At 69.3% G+C, this 24,346-nt stretch carries 18 protein-coding genes and 2 pseudogenes; 12 read left to right on the forward strand and 8 right to left on the reverse strand.

Translation table 11 applies throughout. The features are described 5' to 3' along the window. The first annotated feature begins 390 nt into the window (after positions 1 to 390). On the forward strand, positions 391 to 1,752 hold the full coding sequence (locus HLK59_RS24320) for a glutamine synthetase family protein (RefSeq protein ID WP_171143614.1): 1,362 nt from the start codon (positions 391 to 393) through the stop codon (positions 1,750 to 1,752). Between the two features lie 71 nt (positions 1,753 to 1,823). Here the strand turns inward: HLK59_RS24320 and HLK59_RS24325 are convergent, their stop codons facing one another. From HLK59_RS24325 to HLK59_RS24330, 3 genes and pseudogenes are all read right to left on the reverse strand, one after another. Next, positions 1,824 to 2,258, reverse strand: coding sequence for a VOC family protein (locus HLK59_RS24325; RefSeq protein ID WP_171143615.1), 435 nt, complete (start codon positions 2,256 to 2,258; stop codon positions 1,824 to 1,826). A 22-nt stretch (positions 2,259 to 2,280) separates the two neighbouring features. Beyond that, positions 2,281 to 2,406: pseudogene (locus HLK59_RS51225) on the reverse strand (pyridoxamine 5'-phosphate oxidase family protein); the annotation flags it as partial. Between the two features lie 57 nt (positions 2,407 to 2,463). Next, positions 2,464 to 3,192, reverse strand: coding sequence for a helix-turn-helix transcriptional regulator (locus HLK59_RS24330; RefSeq protein ID WP_171143616.1), 729 nt, complete (start codon positions 3,190 to 3,192; stop codon positions 2,464 to 2,466). Between the two features lie 156 nt (positions 3,193 to 3,348). On the opposite strand from HLK59_RS24330, the gene HLK59_RS24335 reads away from it, so the two are divergent. Continuing rightward, entirely contained in the window at positions 3,349 to 4,251 is a 903-nt protein-coding gene (locus tag HLK59_RS24335; protein ID WP_171143617.1) for a hypothetical protein, read from the forward strand. Between the two features lie 154 nt (positions 4,252 to 4,405). Next, a complete protein-coding gene (locus HLK59_RS24340) occupies positions 4,406 to 7,387 on the forward strand; it encodes a bifunctional [glutamine synthetase] adenylyltransferase/[glutamine synthetase]-adenylyl-L-tyrosine phosphorylase (RefSeq protein ID WP_171143618.1) in 2,982 nt (993 codons plus the stop codon). On the opposite strand, the gene HLK59_RS24345 is transcribed toward HLK59_RS24340, so the two are convergent. Next, the gene (locus HLK59_RS24345) at positions 7,375 to 8,325 is read right to left on the reverse strand and encodes a DMT family transporter (RefSeq protein WP_171143619.1); all 951 of its coding nucleotides are present in this window, start codon (positions 8,323 to 8,325) and stop codon (positions 7,375 to 7,377) included. The two genes, HLK59_RS24340 and HLK59_RS24345, sit on opposite strands and share 13 nt — an antisense overlap. A 71-nt stretch (positions 8,326 to 8,396) precedes the next feature. On the opposite strand from HLK59_RS24345, the gene HLK59_RS24350 reads away from it, so the two are divergent. After that, positions 8,397 to 9,287 carry a LysR family transcriptional regulator gene (locus HLK59_RS24350; RefSeq protein WP_171143620.1) on the forward strand — a complete coding sequence of 297 codons (891 nt, stop codon included), beginning with the start codon at positions 8,397 to 8,399 and terminating at the stop codon, positions 9,285 to 9,287. Here HLK59_RS24350 and HLK59_RS24355 read toward each other — a convergent pair. Continuing rightward, entirely contained in the window at positions 9,250 to 10,110 is an 861-nt protein-coding gene (locus HLK59_RS24355) for a phosphatase PAP2 family protein (RefSeq protein WP_171143621.1), read from the reverse strand. The two genes, HLK59_RS24350 and HLK59_RS24355, sit on opposite strands and share 38 nt — an antisense overlap. A 132-nt stretch (positions 10,111 to 10,242) precedes the next feature. After that, positions 10,243 to 11,277, reverse strand: a complete 1,035-nt coding sequence (locus HLK59_RS24360) for a LacI family DNA-binding transcriptional regulator (protein ID WP_171143622.1) — start codon at positions 11,275 to 11,277, stop codon at positions 10,243 to 10,245. Between the two features lie 411 nt (positions 11,278 to 11,688). On the opposite strand from HLK59_RS24360, the gene HLK59_RS24365 reads away from it, so the two are divergent. The 5 genes from HLK59_RS24365 (at position 11,689) to HLK59_RS24385 (ending at position 17,704) form a co-directional block, all read left to right on the forward strand. After that, positions 11,689 to 12,960: an extracellular solute-binding protein gene (locus tag HLK59_RS24365; protein WP_171143623.1), complete on the forward strand. Its 1,272-nt coding sequence runs from the start codon at positions 11,689 to 11,691 to the stop codon at positions 12,958 to 12,960. Positions 12,961 to 13,066: 106 nt separating this feature from the next. Further along, positions 13,067 to 14,071 carry a sugar ABC transporter permease gene (locus tag HLK59_RS24370; RefSeq protein WP_171143624.1) on the forward strand — a complete coding sequence of 335 codons (1,005 nt, stop codon included), beginning with the start codon at positions 13,067 to 13,069 and terminating at the stop codon, positions 14,069 to 14,071. Between the two features lie 13 nt (positions 14,072 to 14,084). After that, complete coding sequence (locus HLK59_RS24375; RefSeq protein ID WP_171143625.1) at positions 14,085 to 14,993, forward strand: ABC transporter permease subunit; 909 nt, start codon at positions 14,085 to 14,087, stop codon at positions 14,991 to 14,993. A 137-nt stretch (positions 14,994 to 15,130) separates the two neighbouring features. After that, positions 15,131 to 16,807 (forward strand): glycoside hydrolase family 13 protein, encoded by a 1,677-nt coding sequence (locus HLK59_RS24380; RefSeq protein ID WP_171143626.1) that lies wholly within the window; start codon positions 15,131 to 15,133, stop codon positions 16,805 to 16,807. An 81-nt stretch (positions 16,808 to 16,888) separates the two neighbouring features. Continuing rightward, on the forward strand, positions 16,889 to 17,704 hold the full coding sequence (locus tag HLK59_RS24385) for a hypothetical protein (protein WP_171143627.1): 816 nt from the start codon (positions 16,889 to 16,891) through the stop codon (positions 17,702 to 17,704). A gap of 29 nt (positions 17,705 to 17,733) precedes the next feature. On the opposite strand, the gene HLK59_RS24390 is transcribed toward HLK59_RS24385, so the two are convergent. Beyond that, positions 17,734 to 19,803, reverse strand: a complete 2,070-nt coding sequence (locus HLK59_RS24390; protein WP_171143628.1) for a carbohydrate-binding module family 20 domain-containing protein — start codon at positions 19,801 to 19,803, stop codon at positions 17,734 to 17,736. A gap of 191 nt (positions 19,804 to 19,994) precedes the next feature. Between HLK59_RS24390 and HLK59_RS24395 the strand changes: the two genes are divergently transcribed. After that, positions 19,995 to 21,380, forward strand: a complete 1,386-nt coding sequence (locus tag HLK59_RS24395; protein WP_171143629.1) for an alpha-amylase family protein — start codon at positions 19,995 to 19,997, stop codon at positions 21,378 to 21,380. Here the strand turns inward: HLK59_RS24395 and HLK59_RS24400 are convergent. Further along, the gene (locus HLK59_RS24400; RefSeq protein ID WP_171143630.1) at positions 21,356 to 21,721 is read right to left on the reverse strand and encodes a hypothetical protein; all 366 of its coding nucleotides are present in this window, start codon (positions 21,719 to 21,721) and stop codon (positions 21,356 to 21,358) included. The genes HLK59_RS24395 and HLK59_RS24400 overlap by 25 nt on opposite strands. Before the next feature lie 130 nt (positions 21,722 to 21,851). On the opposite strand from HLK59_RS24400, the gene HLK59_RS24405 reads away from it, so the two are divergent. Then, on the forward strand, positions 21,852 to 23,252 hold the full coding sequence (locus HLK59_RS24405) for a glycoside hydrolase (RefSeq protein WP_171143631.1): 1,401 nt from the start codon (positions 21,852 to 21,854) through the stop codon (positions 23,250 to 23,252). A gap of 74 nt (positions 23,253 to 23,326) precedes the next feature. Then, positions 23,327 to 24,307 (forward strand): annotated as a pseudogene (locus HLK59_RS24410) (non-reducing end alpha-L-arabinofuranosidase family hydrolase); the annotation flags it as partial. Positions 24,308 to 24,346: the final 39 nt, after the last annotated feature.

Raw genomic sequence — 24,346 nt, forward strand, 5'->3', positions numbered from 1 at the left:
GCGGGCACTCGGTGTCCCTCGCTCAGGCCGCGCCGCGGGCCGGGTTCGCGCCGCTCGCGCCGGACGCGCTCGGCAGCCCGGACCCGGCGGCGGTGACCGGAGCGGCCCGTGGGCCGACCCCGGTCACCCTGTTCTTGCCGGAGGGGGGGGAGCCGACCCCGCGGGACCAGGTTCCGGCCCGCCCGGCATTACGGATGACGGTCCGAGCAGGCAAGATGGGCGGCAGAACAGTACACCTGACGTACGTGAGGCGTTCGCCCAGGGGTCGGCCCGCCGATCATGGTCCGCAACACGGATGAAATGGTGTTGTGGTGGGATGCTCAGGTGCCCGACCGTCTCGCGCGGGACCGGAGACAGGTGGCCTGACCAGCAAGGATGGGGAAGCGGAAGATGGACAAGCAGCAGGAGTTCGTGCTCCGGACGTTGGAGGAGCGCGACATCCGGTTCGTACGCCTGTGGTTCACGGACGTGCTGGGCTTCCTCAAGTCCGTCGCCGTGGCCCCGGCCGAACTGGAACAGGCCTTCGACGAGGGCATCGGATTCGACGGCTCCGCGATCGAGGGATTCGCTCGCGTATACGAGTCCGACATGATCGCCAAGCCGGATCCGTCGACCTTCCAGATCCTGCCGTGGCGCGCCGAGGCGCCCGGTACGGCCCGGATGTTCTGCGACATCCTCATGCCGGACGGCTCGCCGTCCTTCGCGGACCCGCGCTATGTGCTCAAGCGCGCGCTGGCCCGCACCTCGGACCTGGGCTTCACCTTCTACACCCACCCCGAGATCGAGTTCTTCCTGCTGAAGGACAAGCCGCTGGACGGCACGCGTCCCACGCCGGCCGACAACTCGGGCTACTTCGACCACACCCCGCAGAACATCGGCATGGACTTCCGCCGCCAGGCGATCACCATGCTGGAGTCGATGGGCATCTCGGTGGAGTTCTCCCACCACGAGGGCGCGCCGGGTCAGCAGGAAATCGATCTGAGGTATGCGGACGCCCTGTCCACGGCGGACAACATCATGACGTTCCGCCTGGTCATGAAGCAGGTGGCGCTGGAGCAGGGCGTGCAGGCGACGTTCATGCCGAAGCCGTTCTCCGAGCACCCGGGCTCGGGCATGCACACGCACCTGTCCCTCTTCGAGGGCGACCGCAACGCGTTCTACGAGTCGGGCTCGGAGTACCAGCTCTCCAAGGTCGGCCGCTCCTTCATCGCGGGCCTGCTGAAGCACTCCGCGGAGATCTCCGCGGTCACCAACCAGTGGGTCAACTCCTACAAGCGCATCTGGGGCGGCTCGGAGCGCACGGCGGGCGCGGGCGGCGAGGCCCCCTCGTACATCTGCTGGGGCCACAACAACCGCTCGGCCCTGGTCCGCGTCCCCATGTACAAGCCCGGCAAGACCGGCTCCGCCCGCATCGAGGTCCGCTCGATCGACTCCGGCGCCAACCCGTACCTGGCGTACGCGGTCTTGCTGGCCGCCGGCCTCAAGGGCATCGAGGAGGGCTACGAGCTCCCGCCGGGCGCCGAGGACGACGTCTGGGCGCTCTCCGACGCCGAGCGCCGCGCGATGGGCATCGAACCGCTGCCCCAGAACCTCGGCGAGGCCCTGTCCCTGATGGAACGCAGCGACCTGGTCGCCGAGACCCTGGGCGAACACGTCTTCGACTTCTTCCTGCGCAACAAGCGCCAGGAGTGGGAGGAGTACCGCAGCGAGGTCACCGCCTTCGAACTGCGGAAGAACCTGCCGGTTCTGTAGAACGCGTACACCGCGGGGCCGACGGTCGTGGACCGTCGGCCCCCGCGTCTTTGCCTGGTTCCGCCGGTGGGCTACTCGCCGGTCAGCTTCGCGATCACCTGGTGCAGGGGTTCCGTCTCGCGGCGCTTGTACTCCTGGATCGCCCAGCCGTTGCCGTCCGGGTCCTTGAAGTACATGAAGGTGGCGCCGTCCTGCGGGGCGAACTGCACCGGCTCGCTGACGTCGAGGCCGCGCGCCTTCAGCTCGTCGTACGCCGCCTTCGCGTCCGTGACGCACAGCTGCATGCCGTGGTACGTCCCCGGCTGCGGTGTGCCCGTGGGGACCTGGAGGCCGTCGACCAGGGCGATGGAACAGCCCGAGCCGGGCGGGGTCAGCTGGACGATGCGTACGCCCTCCATCACCTCGCCGTCGAGGTCCACGTGGAAACCGACCTTGTCCTGGTAGAACTCCTTGGCCCGGTCCACGTCGGAAACCGGCAGCAGGATCACTTCGAGGGTCATGTCCATGGCGTTGACTCCCTTGTCGACGTCAGTCGAACCGCCAGCGGGTCTGGCTGAGCGGCTCCCCCTTACCGAAGCCGAAAACCGCGCGGGGCGCCACCGAGAAGACGAAAGCGTGCCCGGCACCACGGTGGAAGCCGCCGTTCCGGAGCTTCAGCGCCTCGGACCCTTTCGCAAGGGCAGGCCCCCTCGCGGGTCCGGAAGCCATCGGTCACAGCACCTCCGGGTCGGGGAACACCCGGGCCACCGCGGCCGTACGGCTCGACACCCCCAGCTTGCCGAAGGTGTTCTCGAGGTGCTTGCGGACGGTGCTGGGGGAGACGACGAGTTGTTCGGCGATCTGCGGAGTATTGAGCCCCCGGGCCACGCAGCGCAGGACGTCCAGCTCCCGGTGGGTCAGCCGCACGGGAGGCCGGCGCCTGCGGGCGGCCTCCTTGTAGATGTCGTACACATGGGGAGCCATGAGCGTCAGGGTGGTCATCTCGTGGTCGGTGAACGGCTTCGGACCGGTGCGGAAGAACTGGAAGACCCGGGTGCGGTTCGGGGCGGTGGGCAGCGCGATGTCCGCGATGTTCGGGTGCGGGGCGAGGAAATCGGTGTAGATCGGCAGATTCCGCAGCTCCCGCACCGAGAGGAAGTCCGCCATCTGGGTCGTCTCGGGAGCGTCGTGCGGCCGGCAGACCTGCAGGCACTGGAGGTGCTGGTGGCGCCAGCGCCAGTACGCGTCCATCGAGCAGTCCTCGTACGCGTCGACCGTCTCCTGGCTGTTGAGCTCCCGCCTGGTCGGGATGTCCAGCTCGCAGAAACTGGCGGCGTCACAGGGGACCAGACGCTGTAGCCCCCACAGCAGGGACATCGGCGGCAACCCGTCCGAGAGGTCCTGGCGAGCCTCCGCCAGGACGTCCGCCATACGCCGTAGATGCACTTCCGCCGTCGTCATGGGTGCCTCCCGAGGACGGTCCCCGCCTCCCGCGAACGTACTCCCGCGCCGCCCGTGAACACCGGGATTCGCCAAATGACGAATGGGCCCGGACAGCCGACCGGAGCATCGTCGACCTGGGCAGCACTTCGGCTGCCGGGAGAGACGGAGGTATCCATGCGTCCCCACCTGAGCCCTTCGCGCCCCTCGCGCTCCTACGACGGTCGCGGCCACCCACGTCCGCACAGGGCCTCCGTCCTCGCCGCGGGCGCCGTCACCCTCGTCGCGGCTCTCCTCGCCACCGGCTGCGAGGCCGCGACCACGCAGGCCGCCCCCGAGGCCGCTCCCGGGAAGGCCGAGGCCTTCACGACCGTCCGCTTCACGCTCGGCCCCCGCGGTGGCGTCCAGCTCCACGGGACCTCCCGCGAGGCGGTCACCCCGGCCGGGTCCTACACCGTTCGCGCGGGCCGCGCACACCCCTTCGCCCGCCCCGACGGGAGTCTGCTGGTGGTGCTGCGGCACTGGCCCGAGGACCGTACGGAACGGGCCTCGCGCGGGCGGGCGCCCCGGCGGCTGGAACCGCCGGAGCAGTCCGCGGTCGAGACGGGCTTCCTGGTCGACACCGCGGACTGGGTGCTGGCCGACCTCGACGGGCACCCGCTCCAGTGGCTGCGCGACGACACGATCCGCGTCGACACCACGAACGGCACCGTCGGCGACCTCAGCAGCCTGACCCTGTCCGGACCGCACGGGGGTCGGTCCGGACAGCCCGTCCCGCCGCCGGGCGATCCCGGGTGCGAGAAGCCCTCGCAACTGGTCCTCCCGTCGGTCGAGCCGGGCGCGTCCGTGACGGCCGTACTGACCCGGCTGCGCGCCCGCTGCCTCGACGTCCAGTACGCCACCCTGCCCGGCAAGGGCAGCCCCGGCACCGTCCAACGGGTGTACGTCCCCCTCGCGGGCCACCCCGTCGCGGCCGCCTTCCTGCCACCCCTCGAAGGCACCACCGCCCCGGGCCGCATGCCCGGCGACAAGGTCCTCACCGACCCGTCCCGCCCGGCCACCGTGGTGCTCACCCGCTGACTCGCTGACCCGGCATCCGCCCGCCGCGTCCTGGCCCGGTCGCCCTCTCCACCCCAGCCCCACCCGGAAACACCCACTCGATCCGCCCCGGCGCTTCTCACCCCCTCTCCGGTTACGCTCAAGCACGTATGACCTTGATCGGAGGAGGCCGAGGATGACGGCGCCGGGGCGCAGGAGCAGTACCTTCAGTCGGCTGCTGCGGCACGGGTTCACCGATCCCTCGGCTGCCGAGCGCCTGCTGGAGAGCCGGGAGCTCACCGCCGTACGCAATGATCCGGTGCTGCTCGAAGCCCTCGGAGCCACCGCCGATCCCGATCTCGCGCTGCACGGTCTCGTACGGCTCCTGGAGGCGCAGCCCGATCGTGAGCTGCTGGACACGGTGATAGCGGCCAAGCCGTTGCGCGACCGGCTGCTGGGGGTGCTGGGTGCTTCCGCCGCGCTCGCCGAGCATCTCGCCCGGCATGCCGGGGACTGGCAGGCGCTCGTCACGTACGAGCCGCGCGACCTGCACCCGGGGGTGGAGGAGTTCGAGCGGGGGCTCGCCGAGGCCACCGACCCGGTCGCGCTCCGCGTCGCCTACCGGCGCTGTCTGCTGTCCATCGCCGCCCGTGACGTGTGCGGCACCACCGACATCGCCCAGACCGCCGCCGAACTCGCCGACCTCGCCACCGCGACCCTGCGCGCCGCCCTCGCCATCGCCCGCGCCGCCGCCTCCGACGACGCCGCGCTGTGCCGCCTCGCGGTCATCGCGATGGGCAAGTGCGGTGGCCACGAGCTCAATTACGTCTCCGACGTCGATGTGATCTTCGTGGGGGAGGCGGTGGAGGGGGCTGACGAAGGCAAGGCTCTGCGCTCCGCCACCAAGCTCGCCTCGCACATGATGCGGATCTGCTCCGAGACGACCGTCGAGGGGTCGATCTGGCCCGTCGACGCCAACCTCCGGCCCGAGGGCCGCAACGGCCCGCTGGTGCGGACGCTCGCCAGCCACCTCGCCTACTACCAGCGCTGGGCCAAGACCTGGGAGTTCCAGGCACTCCTCAAGGCCCGTCCGGTCGCCGGCGACATCGAACTCGGCGAGGAGTACGTCAGCGCCCTCGAACCCCTGGTCTGGAAGGCCGCCGAGCGCGACAACTTCGTCGCCGACGTGCAGAAGATGCGGCGCAGGGTCGTCGAGAACATCCCCGTCGCCGAGGTCGAGCGTGAGCTGAAGCTGGGCCCCGGTGGCCTCCGCGACGTCGAATTCGCCGTGCAGCTGCTTCAGTTGGTGCACGGGCGCGCCGACGCCTCCCTCCGCAGCGGCACGACCCTCGACGCGCTCCAGGCCCTCGCCGCCGGCGGCTATGTAGGCCGCGACGACGCCGTACAGCTCGACGACGCCTACCGCTTCCTGCGCTCCATGGAGCACCGCATCCAGCTCTACCGGCTGCGCCGCACCCACCTCGTCCCCGAGGACGAGGCCGACCAGCGCCGTATCGGCCGCTCCCTGGGCCTGCGCGCGGATCCGGTCGTCGAGCTGAACCGTGAGTGGAAGCGGCACACGAGTGTCGTACGGCGGCTGCACGAAAAGCTCTTCTACCGGCCGCTGCTCGACGCCGTCGCCCAACTCGCGCCCGGGGAAGCCCGGTTGAGCCCGGAGGCCGCCCGGGAGCGGCTGGTGGCGCTCGGGTACGCGGACCCGGCGGCGGCCCTGCGCCATATCGAGGCGCTCGCCTCCGGCGTCACCCGCAAGGCCGCGATCCAGCGAACTCTCCTTCCCGTACTGCTGGGTTGGTTCGCCGACTCCGCCGACCCGGACGCCGGCCTGCTCAACTTCCGCAAGGTGTCGGACGCGTTGGGCAAGACGCCCTGGTATCTGCGGCTGCTGCGCGACGAGGGCGCCGCCGCCGAGAACCTCGCGCGCGTACTGTCCGCCGGGCGCCTCGCCCCCGATCTGCTCATGCGCGCCCCGGAAGCCGTCGCGCTGCTGGGCGACAGCGACGGCGGGCTCGAACCACGCGGCCGGGCCGCGCTGGAGCAGGAGATCCTCGCCGGGGTCAGCCGTGCCGACGGCGCCACTCAGGCGGTCACCGCGGCCCGCGGAGTACGCCGCCGCGAGCTGTTCCGTATCGCCGCCGCCGACATCGTCGGCTCCTACGGCACCGAGACCCAGCCCGCCGAGGCCGACCAGGGCGCCCTGGTGGACCGGGTCGGCGGCGCCGTCTCCGACCTCAACGCGGCGACCCTCGCGGGCACCCTGCGCGCGGTGGTCCGCGACACCTGGGGCGACACCCTGCCCACCCGGTTCGCCGTCATCGGCATGGGCCGCTTCGGCGGCCACGAACTCGGCTACGGCTCCGACGCGGACGTCCTGTTCGTCCACGAGCCGCGCAACGGAGTGCCCGAGCAGTCGGCCTCCGAGGCCGCCAACAAGGTCGTCTCCGAGATGCGCCGCCTGCTCCAGATCCCGAGCGCCGACCCGCCCCTGCTGATCGACGCGGACCTGCGTCCCGAGGGCAAGTCCGGGCCGCTCGTACGGACGTTGAAGTCGTACGAGGCGTACTACCGCCGGTGGTCCCTGGTCTGGGAGTCGCAGGCGCTGCTGCGGGCCGAGGTCGTCGCCGGTGACGCGGACCTGGGGAGCCGTTTCATCGAGTTGATCGATCCGCTGCGGTACCCCGCGGAGGGGCTCGGGGACGACGCCGTACGGGAGATCCGGCGGCTGAAGGCCCGTATGGAGTCGGAGCGGTTGCCTCGCGGCGCCGACCCGAAGCTGCACACCAAGCTGGGGCCGGGTGGGCTGTCCGACGTCGAGTGGGTCGTGCAGCTCATGCAGTTGCGGCACGGGTGGGAGGAGCCGGGGCTGCGGACGACGCGGACGCGGGAGGCCTTGGCCGCGGCCTGCGCCGCCGAACTCATCGCCGGTGAGGATGCCGAGATCCTTGATGAGGCTTGGGTGTTGGCGACCAGGGTGCGGAATGCGGTGATGCTGGTGCGGGGGCGGGCCGGGGACACCTTCCCCTCCGACCCGCGTGAACTGGCCGCCGTAGGGCGGTACTTGGGGTACGGGCCTGGGCATGTGGGGGACATGCTGGACGACTACCGGAGGACTGCGCGCAGGGCGCGGGGGGTTGTGGAGGCGTTGTTCTACGGGGCGTGAGCTCCGGATTTCGGCTGCGGCGCCGTCGTGGCTGGTCGCGCCCGCGCGGCGGTAGCCGCAGATTCAACACAGCCCCGCGCCCCTATGGGGCGCGTCATGGCCACCCCCACTAGTACGACCACCATGCCCAACAACACCCGGATCCCGACCTGTTCGTCCAGCAGCACCGCACCCAGCGACACCGACACCACCGGCAGCAGGTAGCCGACCGTCGCCGCCGTCGTCGCGCCCTCGTCGGCGATCAAGCGGTAGTTGAGGTAGAACGTCACGCCCGTGCCCAGGACACCCAGGGCGGTCACCGCGAGGAGCGCCGTGAGATCGGCGTCCACCGGGCCCGCCACCGGCAGGGACAGCGTCGTCCACCCCGTCGCCATCAACAGCTGTGCCGCCGACATCGCCATCGGCGCCTGCTTGTCGGTGAGTTTGCGGGCCATGTACGCGAACGCCACCGCGTAGCTCGCGGCCGCCCCCAGCAGGGCCAGCGCGCTCCAGCTCAGCAGGCCCGACCGATCCCAGGGGGCGAAGATCAGGACGGTTCCGGCGAAGCCGAGGAGGAGACCGGCGAGGCGTACGGGGTGCAGGCCTCGGTCGGTGCCGAGGAGCAGGCCGATCAGGAGGGACCACAGCGGGGTCGTCGCGTTCAGCACGCCCGCGATGCCGGAGTCGAGATGCTGCTCACCCACCGCGAACAGGGCGAACGGGATGGCGTTGCAGAACAGCGCGGCCACGACCAGATGGCCCCAGACGGCCCGGGAGCGGGGCAGCCGCTGGCCGGCCGCGCGGGCCAGCACCAGCAGGGTCACCGTGCCCAGCGCGCAGCGGACGACGGTGATCTGCGCCGGGGAGAGGCCGTGGTTGAGGGCGAGCTTGATCCAGAGGAACCCCGAGCCCCAGAGGAGAGCGAGGACGGCCATGCGGACCGTGGAGGCGGGAGACATGCCTCTACGGTCCGAGAAGTGACGCGTGAGGACAAGTGAAGAGTTCTTGATGAGTTGTTAAGCTGTGCTACATGCTGGATGTGCGTCGGATGCAGGTGCTGCGGGCCGTGGTGAACACCGGGTCGGTGACGGGGGCGGCGACGGCGCTGGGCTACACGCCCTCCGCCGTGAGCCAGCAGATCGCCGCGCTGGAGAAGGAGGCGCGGACGGATCTGCTGGAGCGGGTCGGGAGAGGCGTGCGCCCCACGGCGGCGGGACTGCTGCTGACCGGGTACGCGGACACGATCAGCCGCCAGGTCGCCGAGGCGGAGACCGCGCTGGCCGATCTGCTGGCGGGGCGGACGGGCCGGCTGTCGGTGCGGTACTTCGCGACGGCGGGCGCGTCCCTGGTCGCCCCGGCGGTCGCCCGGCTGCGGACGGAACACCCCGGCGTACAGATCGAGCTGAAGCTCATCGACCCCGAGGACCCGCTGCCGGACGTGCGGGAGGGCCGGGCGGATCTGGCTCTGGTCGTGGGGCCCGCGGGGCACGAGGGGGTGCGGTTGCTGCACCTGCTCGACGATCCGTATCTCGCGGTACTGCCCGAAGGGCACCGGCTGGCCGACGCCCCCGACCTGGAGATGTCCGACCTCGCCGGGGAACCCTGGGTCGGCAGCGAATGGCCCGGTCCCTGCCTCGACGCCCAGCTCAGCGCCTGCGAGGCGGCGGGGTTCCGGCCGCGGTTCGTGGTCGAGAGCGAGGACTACGTCACCGCCCAGGGGTTCGTCGCGGCGGGGCTCGGGGTGAGCCTCATCCCCCGGCTCGGGCTGGGGGTCGGCGTCCGGCCGGGAGTGGTCGTACGGGAGCTGCGCGGCCCGGAGCCCGCGCGCTCGATCTACGCGGCACTGCGCGAGACGGCCCCGCCCCAGCCGGCGCTGACGGCGTTCATCGCGGCGATGCGGGCCGCGGCTGAGGGCGGCTGAGCTCCGGTACCAGTCGGGGGAGGGTGTACGGCAGGGCCCCGTACCAGAGGCGTGCCACCGTGAAGCCGAACGCCAGGCACAGGATGCCGCCCACCGCGTCGAGCCAGAAGTGGTTGGCGGTGGCGACGATGACCACGAGGGTGGCCGTCGGATAGAGCAGGCCCAGGACGCGCACCCAGGGCACCGACGCCAGCGCGAAGATCGTCAGGCCGCACCACAGGGACCAGCCGATGTGCATGGACGGCATCGCGGCGTACTGGTTCGACATGTTCTTGAGGTCGCCGGAGGCCATCGAGCCCCACGTCTGGTGGACCATGACCGTGTCGATGAAGTCGCCGCCGTTCATCAGGCGGGGCGGGGCCAGCGGATACAGGTAGTAACCGACCAGGGCCACACCGGTCGTCGCGAACAGCACCATCCGCGTCGCCGCGTAGCGGCCGGGGTGGTAGCGGAAGAGCCACACCAGGACACCCAGAGTCACCACGAAATGCAGCGTCGCGTAGTAGTAGTTCATGCCCACGATCAGCCAAGTCACCGAGTTCACGGCGTGGTTGACCGACTGCTCGACCGCGATCCCCAGGTCGTGCTCGACCCGCCAGATCCAGTCGGCATTGCGCAGCGCCTCGGCCTTCTGCTCCGGGACCGCGTTGCGGATCAGTGAGTACGTCCAGTAACTCACCGCGATCAGCAGGATCTCGAACCACAGGCGGGGGCGGCGCGGGGTGCGTAGCCGGCGCAGCAGGCCCGGCCTCGTATCGGCCGCGACAGGCTGGGGAACGGCCTCTTCGCGACCTTCCAGTGTCGTCACGGTCGAATCACCCATGGACACAGAGTCTGCCAGAAAAGCCCTTGCCCCCAGATCATCCCTCGGTCGGGTCCGGGACGCATGTCCTACGGCGAGACGAGTCCCCGGACTCCTACCAGCGCATGGCCGCAGAACCCCGGATTCTCCGCCTCAAGGACGATTCCGGTCCCCAGGGGCCGAAGCGGTCGAACCGCGCACCACCAGTTCCGGCATGAACACGAACTCGCTGTGCGGGGCGGGCGTCCCGCCGATCTCCTCCAGGAGCGTGCGCACAGCGGCCTGGCCCATCGCCGGCACCGGCTTGCGGACCGTGGTGAGAGGCGGATCGGTGAAGGCGATCAGCGGGGAGTCGTCGAAGCCGACCACCGAGATGTCCTTCGGCACGTCCAGACCGAGCTGGCGGGCCGCCCGTATCGCGCCCAGCGCCATCATGTCGCTGGCGCACACCACCGCCGTGCAGTCACGGGAGATCAGTGCCGTGGCGGCCGCCTGACCGCCCTCCAGGGTGTACAGGGAGTGCTGGACGAGCTCCGTCTCGACCGTCTGCGCGGCCAGGCCCAGCTGGTCCTGCATCGCGCGGACGAAGCCCTCGATCTTGCGCTGCACGGGCACGAACCGCTTGGGGCCCAGCGCCAGGCCGATCCTCGTGTGCCCCAGCGAGATCAGATGCGTCACCGCGAGCGTCATCGCCGCGCGGTCGTCGGGGGAGATGAAGGGCGCCTGCACCTTCGGCGAGAAGCCGTCCACGAGCACGAACGGCACACCCTGGCCGCGCAGCTGCTCGTAGCGCTGCATGTCGGCGGAGGTGTCCGCGTGCAGTCCGGAGACGAAGATGATGCCCGCCACGCCCCGGTCGACGAGCATCTCGGTGAGCTCGTCCTCGGTGGAACCGCCCGGGGTCTGGGTGGCGAGGACGGGGGTGTAGCCCTGCCGTGTCAGCGCCTGCCCGATCACCTGGGCCAGCGCCGGGAATATGGGGTTCTCCAGCTCCGGCGTTATCAGGCCCACCAGGCCCTCGCTGCGCTGCCGCAGACGGACCGGGCGTTCGTAGCCCAGGACGTCGAGTGCGGCCAGCACGGACTGGCGGGTGGTGGCGGCGACGCCAGGCTTCCCGTTGAGGACGCGGCTGACGGTCGCTTCGCTGACCCCCGCCTGAGCAGCGATGTCGGCAAGCCGTGTGGTCACGGGATTGGACTGTACCGGCCGGTTCTGCCCTTGCCCACCAAATGGACGTCGCGGTCGGCCTGTTGGCCGTCCGGAGCCGGGTTGCTGCGTCATCGCGCTCCCTCGTGAAAGTGATGGCAAGAGCTTGCAGAGTCTTGCACAACCCGCCGTGGACCGTCCCACCGCTGTAAACAAGCGTCTCACGGCAGTTGCCTTCAGGTCACGCCCGGATAACTTCAGTGTCGTCTTGCACTTTTTTGCTGCAAGACCTTTCGCGGCGCTTACATCGCTGTTACGTTCGGCCACGCCCGGCGGCGGCAACGGCGCGGTCGGACAGCGGCAGGGACGGCGGACGGGACCGCCCCCTGCACATGCGGGGCGGCAGACGGGGCCATCCCCGCACACACGGGCTTTCACCCTCAAGGAGAACTCATGCGGCGTGGCATAGCGGCCACCGCGCTGGTGGCGTCCCTCGCCCTCGCGGCGACGGCCTGCGGCGGAGACAGCGACAGCGGCGACAAGGCCGACGGCCCGGTCACCATCACCTGGTGGGACACCTCCAACGCCACCAATGAGGCGCCGACGTACAAGGCCCTCATCAAGGAGTTCGAGGCCGCCAACAAGGGCGTCAAGGTCAAGTACGTCAACGTCCCCTTCGACCAGGCGCAGAACAAGTTCGACACCGCCGCCGGCGCCTCGGGCGCCCCGGACGTGCTGCGCTCCGAGGTCGGCTGGACCCCCGCCTTCGCCAAGAAGAGCTACCTCCTGCCGCTGGACGGCACCGAGGCCCTCGCCGACGAGAGCAAGTTCAAGCCCAACCTGATCGAGCAGGCCAAGTACGAGGGCAAGACGTACGGCGTCCCGATCGTCACGGACACCCTCGCCCTCGTGTACAACAAGGAGCTCTTCGAGAAGGCCGGCGTCGAGGCCCCCAAGACCTGGGACGACCTGAAGAAGGCCGCCGCCACGATCAAGGACAAGACCGGAGTCGACGGCTACTGGGGCTCCACCCAGGCCTACTACGCCCAGTCCTTCCTCTACGGCGAGGGCACCGACACCGTCGACGCCGACGCCAAGAAGATCACGGTCAACTCGGACGCCGCGAAGAAGGCGTACGGCACCTGGCTGAGCCTCTTCTCCGGCAAGGGCCTGCACAAGGCCGACACCACCGCCGACGCCTACGCCCACATCCAGGACGCGTTCGTCAACGGCAAGGTCGCCGCGATCATCCAGGGCCCGTGGGAGATCACCAACTTCTACAAGGGCGCCGCGTTCAAGGACAAGAACAACCTCGGCATCACCACCGTCCCGGCCGGCTCCACCGGCAAGGCGGGCGCCCCGACCGGCGGCCACAACCTCTCGGTCTACGCCGGCTCCGACGCCGCTCACCAGAAGGCCTCGCTGAAGTTCGTCAACTTCATGACCTCCGCGAAGTCCCAGGCGACCATCGCGCTGAAGAACTCCACGCTGCCCACCCGTGACGACGCCTACACCGACGAGGTCAAGGCCGACCCGGGCATCGCCGGCTACGGCACGGTCCTCTCCGCCGCCCAGCCGCGCCCGGCGCTGCCCGAGTACAGCTCCCTGTGGGGCCCGCTGGACACCGAGCTGCCCAAGATCGCCGGCGGCAAGGAGTCCCTGGACAAGGGTCTGAGCACCGCTGAGACCTCCATCGCCAAGCTGGTCCCGGACTTCACCAAGTGAGCCCGGATGGCCGCCGGATCTCCCGACATGGGGGGAGAGATCCGGCGGCCATCGGCCTGCGCCCAGCCACTTCTCAGTGCCGTAGAACTCCCAGAAGGTGTCGAACATGACAGTCGCCATCGACCGCGCCACCGGCAAGCGCCGCGGTGACCGCGCGCCGCGGCCCGGGCTGGGCCAACGCTTCAAGCACAGCTACCAGAAGCACTGGTACGCCTACGCGATGATCGCCCCGGTGGCGATCGTGCTCGGCGTCCTCGTGCTCTACCCCCTGATCTACGGCGTCTACCTCACCCTCACCGACGCCAACAGCCTCAACACGGCCCGCACCATCGGCGTCAACCACATCGACGCCACCTACAAGTTCATCGGGCTCGACAACTACGCCGACATCCTGTGGGGCCCGACGGCGTACGACCGCTTCTGGTCGCACTTCATCTGGACCATCGTCTGGACGGCACTCTGTGTCACCCTGCACTACTGCCTCGGCCTCGGCCTCGCGCTGCTGCTCAACCAGAAGCTGCGCGGACGGACCCTGTACCGGCTGATCCTCGTCCTGCCGTGGGCCGTACCGACCTTCGTCACCGTGTTCGGCTGGCGCTTCATGCTCGCCGACGGCGGCGTCATCAACAGCTTCCTGGAGACCCTCCATCTGCCGACACCGCTGTGGCTGGAGGACACCTTCTGGCAGCGGTTCGCCGCGATCATGGTCAACACCTGGTGCGGTGTGCCGTTCATGATGGTCTCGCTGCTCGGCGGGCTCCAGTCCATCGACGCCTCGCTCTACGAGGCCGCCGAGATGGACGGCGCCACCGCCTGGCAGCGCTTCCGGCACGTCACCCTGCCGGGCCTCAGGTCCGTCAGCTCCACCGTCGTGCTCCTCGGTGTCATCTGGACCTTCAACCAGTTCGCCGTCATCTTCCTGCTGTTCGGCAACACCGCCCCCGACGCCCAGATCCTGGTCACATGGGCCTACTTCCTCGGCTTCGGACAGCAGCCGCGCGACTTCGCGCAGTCCGCCGCCTACGGCATCCTGCTGCTGGCCATCCTGATCGTCTTCACCTCCTTCTACCGCCGCTGGCTGAACCGCAATGACCAGCAGCTCGCGATCTGAGGCAGGAGTCCCCATGAGTACGACCACTGTCGACACCCCCGCCGAAGCGAGCGAGCAGCGCTCCCCGCACGCCCCCCGCCGGGTCCGGCGCCGCGGCGAGAACAGCCTCGCCGGCTCGTTCGTCTCCCACGGCATCCTGATCGTCGCCTGCCTGATCGCGCTGTTCCCGATCGTCTGGCTGATCTTCCTGTCCCTCGGTCCGGACAAGGACGACTACCTCCACCCCGGCGGCATCTGGGACAAGATGTCGTTCGACAACTACTCGTTCGTCCTCCAGCACACGGCGTTCTTCGACTGGCTGAAGAGCACGCTGATCGTCTCGTTCGGCACCACCGTCATCGGCGTGCTGATCGCCGCGACCACGGGCTACGCCGTCTCCCGGATGCGCTTCCCGGGCTACCGGAAGTTCATGTGGGTCCTTCTGGTCACCCAGATGTTCCCGGTGGCCGTGCTCATGGTGCCGATGTACCAGATGCTCTCGGACCTGCAACTCGTCGACAGCTACCTCGGGCTCGTCCTCGTGTACTGCACGACCGCGGTGCCGTACTGCGCCTGGCTGCTCAAGGGCTACTTCGACACCATCCCGTTCGAGATCGACGAGGCCGGACGCGTCGACGGGCTCACCCCCTTCGGCACGTTCGCCCGGCTGATCCTTCCGCTCGCCAAGCCGGGGCTCGCGGTCGCCGCGTTCTACAGCTTCCTGACCGCGTTCGGTGAGGTCGCGTTCGCGTCGACGTTCATGCTGTCCGACACGAAGTACACGTTCGCCGTCGGCCTGCAGAGCTTCGTGAGCGAGCACGACGCGCAGCGCAACCTGATGGCCGCGACCGCGGTGCTGATCGCCATACCCGTCTCCGCGTTCTTCTACCTGGTCCAGAAGAACCTGGTGACCGGCCTCACCGCGGGCGGTACGAAGGGCTGACGCCGGTTCGGCAGCGCCCCCCTGCCCCACCACCCTCAGACCCGAGGCGGCCGCGGTGTCCATCCGACCCCGCTGACACCGCGGCCGCCTCGCCACTTGACGACCCCCCCCATGCCCCCTTACGTATCAAGGACGCCATGAGCCAGCAGCACTACGCCACCGCCCAGGCACCGACCCCCGCCAAAGCCCAGCGCAGCGACTGGTGGCGGGACGCGGTGATCTACCAGGTCTATCCGCGCAGCTTCGCCGACAGCAACGGCGACGGCATGGGCGATCTGGAAGGCGTACGCTCCCGACTCCCGTACCTGCGCGACCTCGGCGTCGACGCCGTGTGGCTCAGCCCCTTCTACGCCTCCCCGCAGGCCGACGCCGGCTACGACGTCGCCGACTACCGGGCCGTGGACCCCATGTTCGGCAACCTGCTCGACGCGGACGCGCTGATCCGCGACGCGCACGAGCTGAACCTGCGGATCATCGTCGACCTGGTCCCCAACCACTCCTCGGACCAGTACGAGTGGTTCAGGCGGGCCCTGCGCGAAGGCCCCGGATCGTCGCTGCGGGACCGCTACCACTTCCGCCCCGGCAAGGGTGAGAACGGCGAACTCCCGCCCAACGACTGGGAGTCGATCTTCGGCGGCCCCGCGTGGACCCGGGTCACCGAGCCGGACGGCTCGCTCGGCGAGTGGTACCTGCACCTCTTCGCGCCCGAGCAGCCCGACTTCAACTGGGAACACCCGGCGGTCGGCGACGAGTTCCGCTCCATCCTGCGCTTCTGGCTGGACATGGGCGTCGACGGTTTCCGTATCGACGTGGCGCACGGAATGGTGAAGGCGGAGGGCCTCCCCGACCTCGGCGACCACGACCAGCTGAAGCTGCTGGGCAACGATGTCATGCCGTTCTTCGACCAGGACGGCGTGCACGACATCTACCGCCAGTGGCGCACGATCCTCGACGAGTACTCCGGCGAGCGCATCTTCGTGGCCGAGGCATGGACACCGACGGTCGAGCGGACGGCCAACTACGTCCGCCCGGACGAGCTCCACCAGGCCTTCAACTTCCAGTACCTGGGCACCGCGTGGGACGCGGCGGAACTCCGCGAGGTGGTCGACCGCACGCTGGAGGCGATGGCCCCGGTGGGCGCACCGGCGACCTGGGTGCTGTCGAACCACGACGTGACCCGCCACGCGACCCGCTTCGCCAACCCGCCGGGCCTGGGCACCCAGATCCGCACGGCGGGCGACAGGGAGCTGGGCCTGCGTCGCGCTCGCGCCGCGACCCTGCTCATGCTGGCGCTGCCGGGCTCCGCATACGTCTACCAGGGCGAGGAGTTGGGCCTCCCGGACGTGGTGGACCTGTCCGACGACGTCCGCCAGGACCCCGCGTACTTCCGGGGTGCCGGCCAGGACGGCTTCCGCGACGGCTGCCGGGTGCCGATCCCGTGGACGCGGGAGGGTTCGTCGTACGGCTTCGGCGCGGGCGGCAGCTGGCTGCCCCAGCCGACGAGCTGGGCCGAGCTGAGCGTGGAGGCCCAGACGGGGGTGCCGGGCTCGACGCTGGAGCTGTACCGCACGGCACTGGGGCTGCGCCGCTCCCAGCCGGACCTGGGCGCCGGTGAGTCGGTGGAGTGGCTGCGGGCGCCGGAGGGCGTACTGGCCTTCCGCCGCGGCGAGTTCGTGTGCGTGGCGAACACCACGGGTGAGTCGGTGACCACCCCGTCCTACGGCCGCGTCCTGCTCACCAGCGGTGAACTCACGGAGGCGGACGGCGAGACGAAGGTCCCGTCCGACACGACGGTGTGGTGGACGACAGCCTGACGGCCGATCCTCCCGGAGAGGGCCCGCTGCCTGTCGAGGCGGCGGGCCCTCTCCCATGGGGATGCCGTAGCCTCACCGCCTGTGGAGATCACATGGGCGATATGGGGCCATGCGCGGGACAAGGCCGACATCGAGCGCCTCTACCGGTTCTGGGACGAGGACAGGTTCGAGGAGGCCGAAGCCGGGGCCAGGGTCCTCGAAGCGAGGGCGGGGCGGCTGCGCAGGGGTTCCCGGGGTCTCGCACTGGGGCGGTTCGCCAGGTTCATGGCCACGTCCGCGGCCTGTGTCCTCGGGCGTGGCGCGCAGGCGCTGAAAGAGATGGAATCCCTCGCGGCGGAGCTGGACGGGACGACCGGGCCGGAGCGGCTGCTCCTGCTGGCGGTGCGGGGCAACCGTATGCGCGTCCTCAACGCCGAGCGGCGCTACGGTGAGGCCGAGGCGGAAGGCACGGTCCTCCTGCGTGAACTGACGCGGCTCAAGCCGGTGACGCAGGTGCTGAGCATCGAGTTGTTCGTGCTGGCCAACCTCATCGACGCGCTGTGCGGACAGGCCCGTCACGAGGAGGCCGAGACCATCGCCCGCGGCAACCTCCCCCGCTCCGAAAGACGCTCCCTCGCCGCCCTGCACTGCGGCCTGGTCGACAGCCTCAACGGCCAGGGCCGCCACACCGAAGCCCTCACCGAGGCCCGCCGATTCACCCCACCCCGGGTCCGTGAGCAGAGCGGGCGCCTGGACATGGGCACAGCTGCCGCCCTGCACGCTCTGGGACACTGGAGCGAAGCGGAAGCGGCGGCACGCCGGGCGCTGGCCGACTGCGAGCGGTTCCTGGATCCGGAGCACCCTCGCACCGGGCAGGCCCGCACCCTGCTGGCCGAGATCGAGGAGGCCGCTCACTGATCGAGCGGCCTCCTTGGGTCAGCGAGGGGTCACTTCCAGGTGTCGCCGGTGCTGTAGCCCGACGAACTCCCCGTCGTGTACGAGCGGTTCGTGCCGGACTCCCAGGTCACGGTCCCGGAGCTGTTCTTCTTGATGTACTTGTACTCGAACGACGTGCTCTTGGGCACGATCGCCAGCTTGCTCCACGTCGGGTACGACGCCGAGGAGAGCGGGATCGCGTCGGCCGTGTTCCAGGAGCCGAGGGAGGCGATGGAGCCGACGACGTAGACGTTGGTGCCCCAGTCGGTGGTGGCCGTGACGTTGAAGGTGACGTCGGTGGCGTTGGCGCTCGCCAGGTTCCAGGAGTTGTTCATCGCGATCGCCGAAGTGGTCGCGGAAGCCGACCTGTTGGCGTTCGACTCCCAGGTGACGTTGCCGGAGGAATCACGCTTGATGAATTTGTACTCGAACGACGTGTTCACCGGCACGCTCACCGCACCCGACCAGACCGGGTAGCCCGTCGACGACAGCTTGACCGCCTTGGACGTGTCCCAGCCGCCCAGCGCCGAGATCGAGCCGACCACGTACACGTCCTGGCCGGACGTCGTCGACGCGTACTCGTTGAAGGTCGCCGTCACCGTCGACGTCGGGTCGTCGTCATCGTCCTCGCACGTCGTGCACGGCGTGAACTCACCGTCGTAGAAGGCGATCGCGCTCTTCGCGGGGATGGTGAGGGTGGCGCTGCCGCCCGACACCGTCACCGTCGTCGAGCCGTTGTCCGTCACGTTGGCGTACGTGCCGTCGGCCATGCCGGTCGTGAAGGTGTACGTCGCCGCCGACGAGCCGTTGTTGATCGCCACGTAGCCCGCCGTGCCGCGCCCGAAGCCGATCACGCTCGACGACTTGGTGGACCAGTTGGACACCGACTCCGAACCCACCGCGTTGTGCCACTTCACCATGCCGGCGATGGCGGTGTCCCGCTGGAGGCAGTACCAGCCGCTGGAGCAGTCGGTGTCCGTGACGAAGCCGGAGGAGTTCGGCGGGGCCTGGTCGGACGACGAGAACTCGAAGCCCGAGTACACCGTCGGGGTCGACCACTTGTAGGCCAGCTGGAAGACGTTCGCCAGCTTGTACGTGTCACCGTCCTTGTACGACATGTGCAGCCCGTTGCGCTCGGTGTCGTGGTTGGTCACGAAGGACACCGAGTTGGCGGGGGTCAGCGCACCGGACGAGGACAAGGACGCGAGGTCGGACACATTGCCCTGGAACGACGACTTCAGCTTGCTCGCGTAGCTGAAGTCGAGGACGTCACCCGCGGAGTAGTAGTCGGAGGCGGCCGGCGTCGAACCCGGGTACACCTCCTGGAAGATGTACGGCGCCGCGCCGGACGTCGTCGTGCTCAGCTTCGCCCAGATCGCGTTCAGGTCCGCCACCGGCATGTGCTTGGCCGCGTCGATGCGGAAGCCGTCCACGCCCAGGGCGATCTGCTTGTTCAGGAACGCCGCGATCCCGGAGCGGACGTTCTCGTCCTCGGTCTCCAGGTCGGGCAGGCCCAGGAGTTCGCAGTTCTGGATCTCGTTGAGGTTCGACCAGTCGTCGATGATCAGGTCGGAGTCGCTGCACTCCGTCGACGTGTGGTAGTCGCCCGGGTCCCAGTCGGGGGTGTCGTACTTGTTGGTGATCGTCGTGCCGTTGTAGCCGGTGCCGGTCTGCGCGGCGGTGTGGTTGATCACCGCGTCCGTGTACACCTTCACGCCCGCGTCATGGCAGGCGTCCACCATCGAGGCGAACTGCGCCGCCGTCCCGAAGCGGCCGTTGAGGTTGTACGAGTACGGCTGGTAGACGTCCCACCAGTAGTAGTTGGGCTGCTTCAGCGACTCCGCCGGAGGCGCGACCCACACCGCGCCGTAGCCGCCGGGGCCGAGCACGTCCGTGCACTCGGAGGCGACGGAGTTCCAGTTGTAGGACCAGAGGTTGGCGATCACGTCGCCGGAGGTCGTGGCGTCGGCCTGGGCGGGTGTCGCGGGCAGGGCTATCGCGCCGGCCAGTGCGAGGGCTCCGGCCGCCGCGGTGGTCGCGGCGCGTCGGAAGACACCCGGGGGTCGGTGTCTGGTGGTCATCGGCGGCTCCGAATCAGAAGGGGCGGCATCCAACAACTCGTGAGCGTGGGGGAGTTGAGAAGGGCACGTCAAGGTTGTGGATGAAAGTTCTTGCTGTGACTTTCAAGCCCCTTGCTGTAAACCTTTCGTTAGCGGTACGTTCTCGCCGGCGCCGGGCAAAGACGCCTGGCCGTCACGCAAGGAGCCCCCACGTGATATCGAGATGGTCCGCAACCGCCGGCGCCGCGGCCACCGCGCTCGCCACCGCCGCAGCCGTCCTGGCCCCCGGCACCGCCAGCGCCTCCCCGCCCGGAACCAAGGACGTCACCGCCGTCCTCTTCGAGTGGAACTTCGCCTCGGTCGCCAAGGAGTGCACCAACACCCTCGGCCCCGCCGGCTACGGCTATGTCCAGGTGTCCCCGCCCGCCGAGCACATCCAGGGCTCGCAGTGGTGGACCTCGTACCAGCCGGTGTCGTACAAGATCGCCGGGCGTCTCGGTGACGCCACCGCCTTCCAGTCCATGGTGAACACCTGCCACACCGCGGGGGTGAAGGTCGTCGTCGACACCGTCATCAACCACATGTCCGCGGGCAGCGGCACCGGCACCGGCGGCTCTTCGTACACGAAGTACAACTACCCGGGGCTCTACTCCTCGTACGACTTCGACGACTGCACGGCGACGATCTCCGACTACACCAACCGCACCAACGTCCAGAACTGCGAACTCGTCGGCCTCGCCGACCTGGACACCGGTGAGGAGTACGTCCGCGCCACCCTCGCCGGGTACATGAACACCCTGCTCGGCTACGGCGTCGACGGCTTCCGCATCGACGCGGCCAAGCACATCCCGGCGACCGACCTCGCCAACATCAAGTCGCGGCTCAGCAACACCTCGGTCTACTGGAAGCAGGAGGCCATCTACGGCAGCGGGGAGGCCGTCCAGCCGACCGAGTACACGGGCAACGGGGATGTGCAGGAGTTCCGTTACGCCTACGACCTCAAGCGCGTCTTCAACAACGAGAACCTCGCCTATCTCAAGAACTACGGCGAGGGCTGGGGGTACATGAGCAGCTCGGTCTCCGGTGTCTTCGTCGACAACCACGACACCGAGCGCAACGGCTCCACGCTCAACTACAAGGACGGGGCGAACTACACCCTCGCCAACGTCTTCATGCTCGCCTACCCGTACGGCGCCCCGGACATCAACTCCGGCTACGAGTGGTCCAGCACGGACGCCGGGCCGCCCAACAACGGTTCGGTGACCGCCTGCTGGCAGGACGGCTGGAAGTGCCAGCACGCCTGGCCGGAGATCCTCCGCATGGTCGCCTTCCGCAACGCGACCCGCGGCGAGTCGGTCACCAACTGGTGGGACAACGGCGGCGACGCGATCGCCTTCGGGCGGGGCAGCAAGGGCTACGTCGCCATCAACCACGAGTCGAGCAGCCTCAGCCGCACCTACCAGACCTCGCTGAGCGCCGGGACGTACTGCAACGTGCAGAACAACACGACGGTGACCGTGAACGCCGGCGGCCAGTTCACCGCCACCCTCGGCGCCAACACCGCGCTCGCGATCTACGCGGGCAAGTCCAGCTGCTGAACCGCTCCACCCTCACGACGGCCACCCCCGCCACGGCGCATGGGTGGCCGTCCGAGTATCTCGATGTACATGATCCGGCCGTCCACCACGTCGAGGATCAGATCGCCCGTCGCGGGCAGCAGCGGCAGACAGCGATGGCCCGGGCCGTACGGCTGTCCGGGCGTGTGCTCCGCCGTCCGGATGCTCTGGCAGAAGCCGTCGCCGCAGCCGCACTCGCCGACCATCCGTACGTCCCAGACGCAGATGGACAGCCAGTGTTCCCCCTCCTCCCGCAGGAGTTCCACCAGTTCGGCGACGAGCTCCGGGAAGACATCGCGGACCAGGGGCGGTTCGTGCTCCATGCGGGGACGGTAGCCAGGGGCGGCCGCGCGGGGCGAGCGATTATGCGCGATGCGCGCAGGGTTGACGTGTTCAGAACATCGCTCTACGTTCCGCCCTGTGAATGGGAGCGCTCCCACAACTGGACGGATCATGACACGCAGATTCAGGAAATGGACGCTGACATCGTTATCGGTCCTGCTGACCGCCGCCGGCTTCACCGCGGCGAACAGCACGAACGCCTACGCCGCCACGACGGCCACCGTCAACGGCTCCACCACCTACCAGCCCATCGACGGCTTCGGCTTCTCCGAGCACTTCGGACGGGCCGCCGTCATGAACGGCTCGCAGGGCCTGCCGGCCGCGAAACAGCGCGAGATCCTCGACCTCCTGCTCAGCCGCACCACCGGAGCGGGGCTCAGCATCCTGCGCCTCGGCATCGACTCCGGCATCCAGCCCACCGACCCCGGCGGCCCGAACGCGACACCCAAGTACGTGTGGGACGGCGTCGACAAGGGGCAGGTGTGGCTGGCCAGGGAGGCCAAGGCGTACGGCGTGAACCGCTTCTACGCCGACGCCTGGACCGCCCCCGGCTACATGAAGACCAACGGGACGGACGCGAACGGCGGCACCCTGTGCGGCCTCGCCGGCGCGACCTGCGCGAGCGGGGACTGGCGTAGGGCGTACGCGGACTTCCTGGTGCGGTACGCGCGGTTCTACGCCCAGGAGGGCATCGGCATCACCGACCTCGGGTTCACCAACGAGCCCGACTGGACGGCGACATACGACTCCATGCGGCTCACGCCCGCCCAGGCCGTCGAGTTCACGAAGGTGTTCGGGCCGGTCGCCAACTCGGCCGGGTACAGGGTCGCCTGCTGCGACTCCTTCGGCTGGAACCAGCAGAAGGCCTACACCAGCGCGATCGAGGCCGACCCGACCGCGCGGAACCTCGTCGCCACGCACACGGGGCACACGTACGCGAGCGCCGTCGACGGCCCGCTGCCGACCTCCGGGCGCACCTGGATGTCGGAGTGGTCGCCCAACGGCACCACCTGGAACGAGAACTGGGACGACGGCAGCGGCTACGACGGCTTCACCGTGGCCTCGGCGGTCCATGACGCGCTGACCAAGGGCAACACCAGCGGCTATGTGTACTGGTACGGGGCCTCGCTCGGCGCCACCCGCGGGCTGATCCAGATGGACGGCGCCGACTACCACGTGTCCAAGCGGCTCTGGGCCCTCGCCGGCTACAGCCGCTTCGTACGGCCGGGCGCCACCCGGATCGCCGCGACCACCCCCGACACCGGCCTCAGGCTCTCGGCGTTCCGCAACACCGACGGCACCCTGACCGTCGTAGCGCTCAACGCGGGGGCCGGCGCCCAGCAGGTGTCGTACAGCCTCCAGAACACCGGGATCGGCACCGGGACGGCGACCCCGTATCTGACCAACGGCTCGAACAGCATGGCCCGGCAGGCCGCCGTGGCCGTCAGCGGGGGAGCGCTGACCGCGACGGTGCCGGCTCGCTCTCTCGTCACCTACGTCATCAAGCGATAGGAGTCGTCGTGCGTGTCATGAGAATCCTCGCGATCCTGGCCGGTGCCTTCGGTCTCCTGCTCGGCGTCGCGGCGTCCCCCTCGGCCGCGGCCCTGCCGGGCAGCTTCCAGTGGCGGTCCAGCGGGCCGCTGATGGCCGCGAAGTCGGACGCCACCCACAGCATCGCCGCGATCAAGGACCCGACCGTGGTGTACGCGGGCGGGCGCTGGCACGTGTTCGCCTCCACGGCGAGCACCGGCGGCTCGTACAACATGGTCTACCTGAACTTCACCGACTGGTCGCAGGCCGCGAACGCCCAGCACCACTACCTGGACCAGACGGCCATCGGCGCCGGGTACAAGGCGGCCCCGCAGGTCTTCTACTTCGCTCCGCAAGGCCTCTGGTACCTCGTGTACCAGACCGGGGACAACGCGGCGTACTCGACCACGACGAACATCGCCGACCCGGCGTCGTGGACCGCGCCGAGGAAGTTCTACGCGAACGGCATGCCGCAGATCATCAAGGACAACATCGGCAGCGGCTACTGGGTCGACTTCTGGACCATCTGCGGCACGGTGAACTGCTACCTGTTCTCCTCCGACGACAACGGACACCTCTACCGCTCGCGCACCAGCATCGCGAACTTCCCGAACGGCTTCACCGACACGGTCATCGTGATGCAGGACAGCAACAAGTACCGGCTGTGGGAGGCGGCCAACGTGTACAAACTCTCCGACTCCCAGACCTATCTGCTGCTCGTCGAGGCGATCGGCGGCAACGGCAAGCGCTACTTCCGGTCCTGGACGACGAACAGCCTCACGGGCACCTGGACCCCCCTCGCGGAGACCGAGTCCAACCCCTTCGCCCGGTCGAACAACGTGACCTTCGACGGGACCGCCTGGACACAGGACGTCAGTCACGGTGAGATGATCCGGGCCGGCGTGGACCAGACCCTCACCGTCAACCCGTGCCGCATGCAGTACCTGTACCAGGGCCTCGACCCGGCCGCCTCCGGCCCGTACAACACGCTGCCCTGGAAGCTCGGCCTGCTGACGCAGACCAACTCCCCCTGCTGAAAGTTCTTTCCGTTACTTTCAGGACTCTTGCTGTAATCA

The organism is Streptomyces sp. S3(2020), assembly GCF_013044505.1.
GTDB lineage: Bacteria > Actinomycetota > Actinomycetes > Streptomycetales > Streptomycetaceae > Streptomyces.

Coding starts and splice junctions, on each gene's coding strand:
- HLK59_RS24320 (WP_171143614.1), top strand. CDS start 391: ATGGACAAGCAGCAGGAGTTCGTGCTCCGGACGTTGGAGGAGCGCGAC.
- HLK59_RS24325 (WP_171143615.1), bottom strand. CDS start 2,258: ATGGACATGACCCTCGAAGTGATCCTGCTGCCGGTTTCCGACGTGGAC.
- HLK59_RS24330 (WP_171143616.1), bottom strand. CDS start 3,192: ATGACGACGGCGGAAGTGCATCTACGGCGTATGGCGGACGTCCTGGCG.
- HLK59_RS24335 (WP_171143617.1), top strand. CDS start 3,349: ATGCGTCCCCACCTGAGCCCTTCGCGCCCCTCGCGCTCCTACGACGGT.
- HLK59_RS24340 (WP_171143618.1), top strand. CDS start 4,406: ATGACGGCGCCGGGGCGCAGGAGCAGTACCTTCAGTCGGCTGCTGCGG.
- HLK59_RS24345 (WP_171143619.1), bottom strand. CDS start 8,325: ATGTCTCCCGCCTCCACGGTCCGCATGGCCGTCCTCGCTCTCCTCTGG.
- HLK59_RS24350 (WP_171143620.1), top strand. CDS start 8,397: ATGCTGGATGTGCGTCGGATGCAGGTGCTGCGGGCCGTGGTGAACACC.
- HLK59_RS24355 (WP_171143621.1), bottom strand. CDS start 10,110: ATGGGTGATTCGACCGTGACGACACTGGAAGGTCGCGAAGAGGCCGTT.
- HLK59_RS24365 (WP_171143623.1), top strand. CDS start 11,689: ATGCGGCGTGGCATAGCGGCCACCGCGCTGGTGGCGTCCCTCGCCCTC.
- HLK59_RS24370 (WP_171143624.1), top strand. CDS start 13,067: ATGACAGTCGCCATCGACCGCGCCACCGGCAAGCGCCGCGGTGACCGC.
- HLK59_RS24375 (WP_171143625.1), top strand. CDS start 14,085: ATGAGTACGACCACTGTCGACACCCCCGCCGAAGCGAGCGAGCAGCGC.
- HLK59_RS24380 (WP_171143626.1), top strand. CDS start 15,131: ATGAGCCAGCAGCACTACGCCACCGCCCAGGCACCGACCCCCGCCAAA.
- HLK59_RS24390 (WP_171143628.1), bottom strand. CDS start 19,803: ATGACCACCAGACACCGACCCCCGGGTGTCTTCCGACGCGCCGCGACC.
- HLK59_RS24400 (WP_171143630.1), bottom strand. CDS start 21,721: ATGGAGCACGAACCGCCCCTGGTCCGCGATGTCTTCCCGGAGCTCGTC.
- HLK59_RS24405 (WP_171143631.1), top strand. CDS start 21,852: ATGACACGCAGATTCAGGAAATGGACGCTGACATCGTTATCGGTCCTG.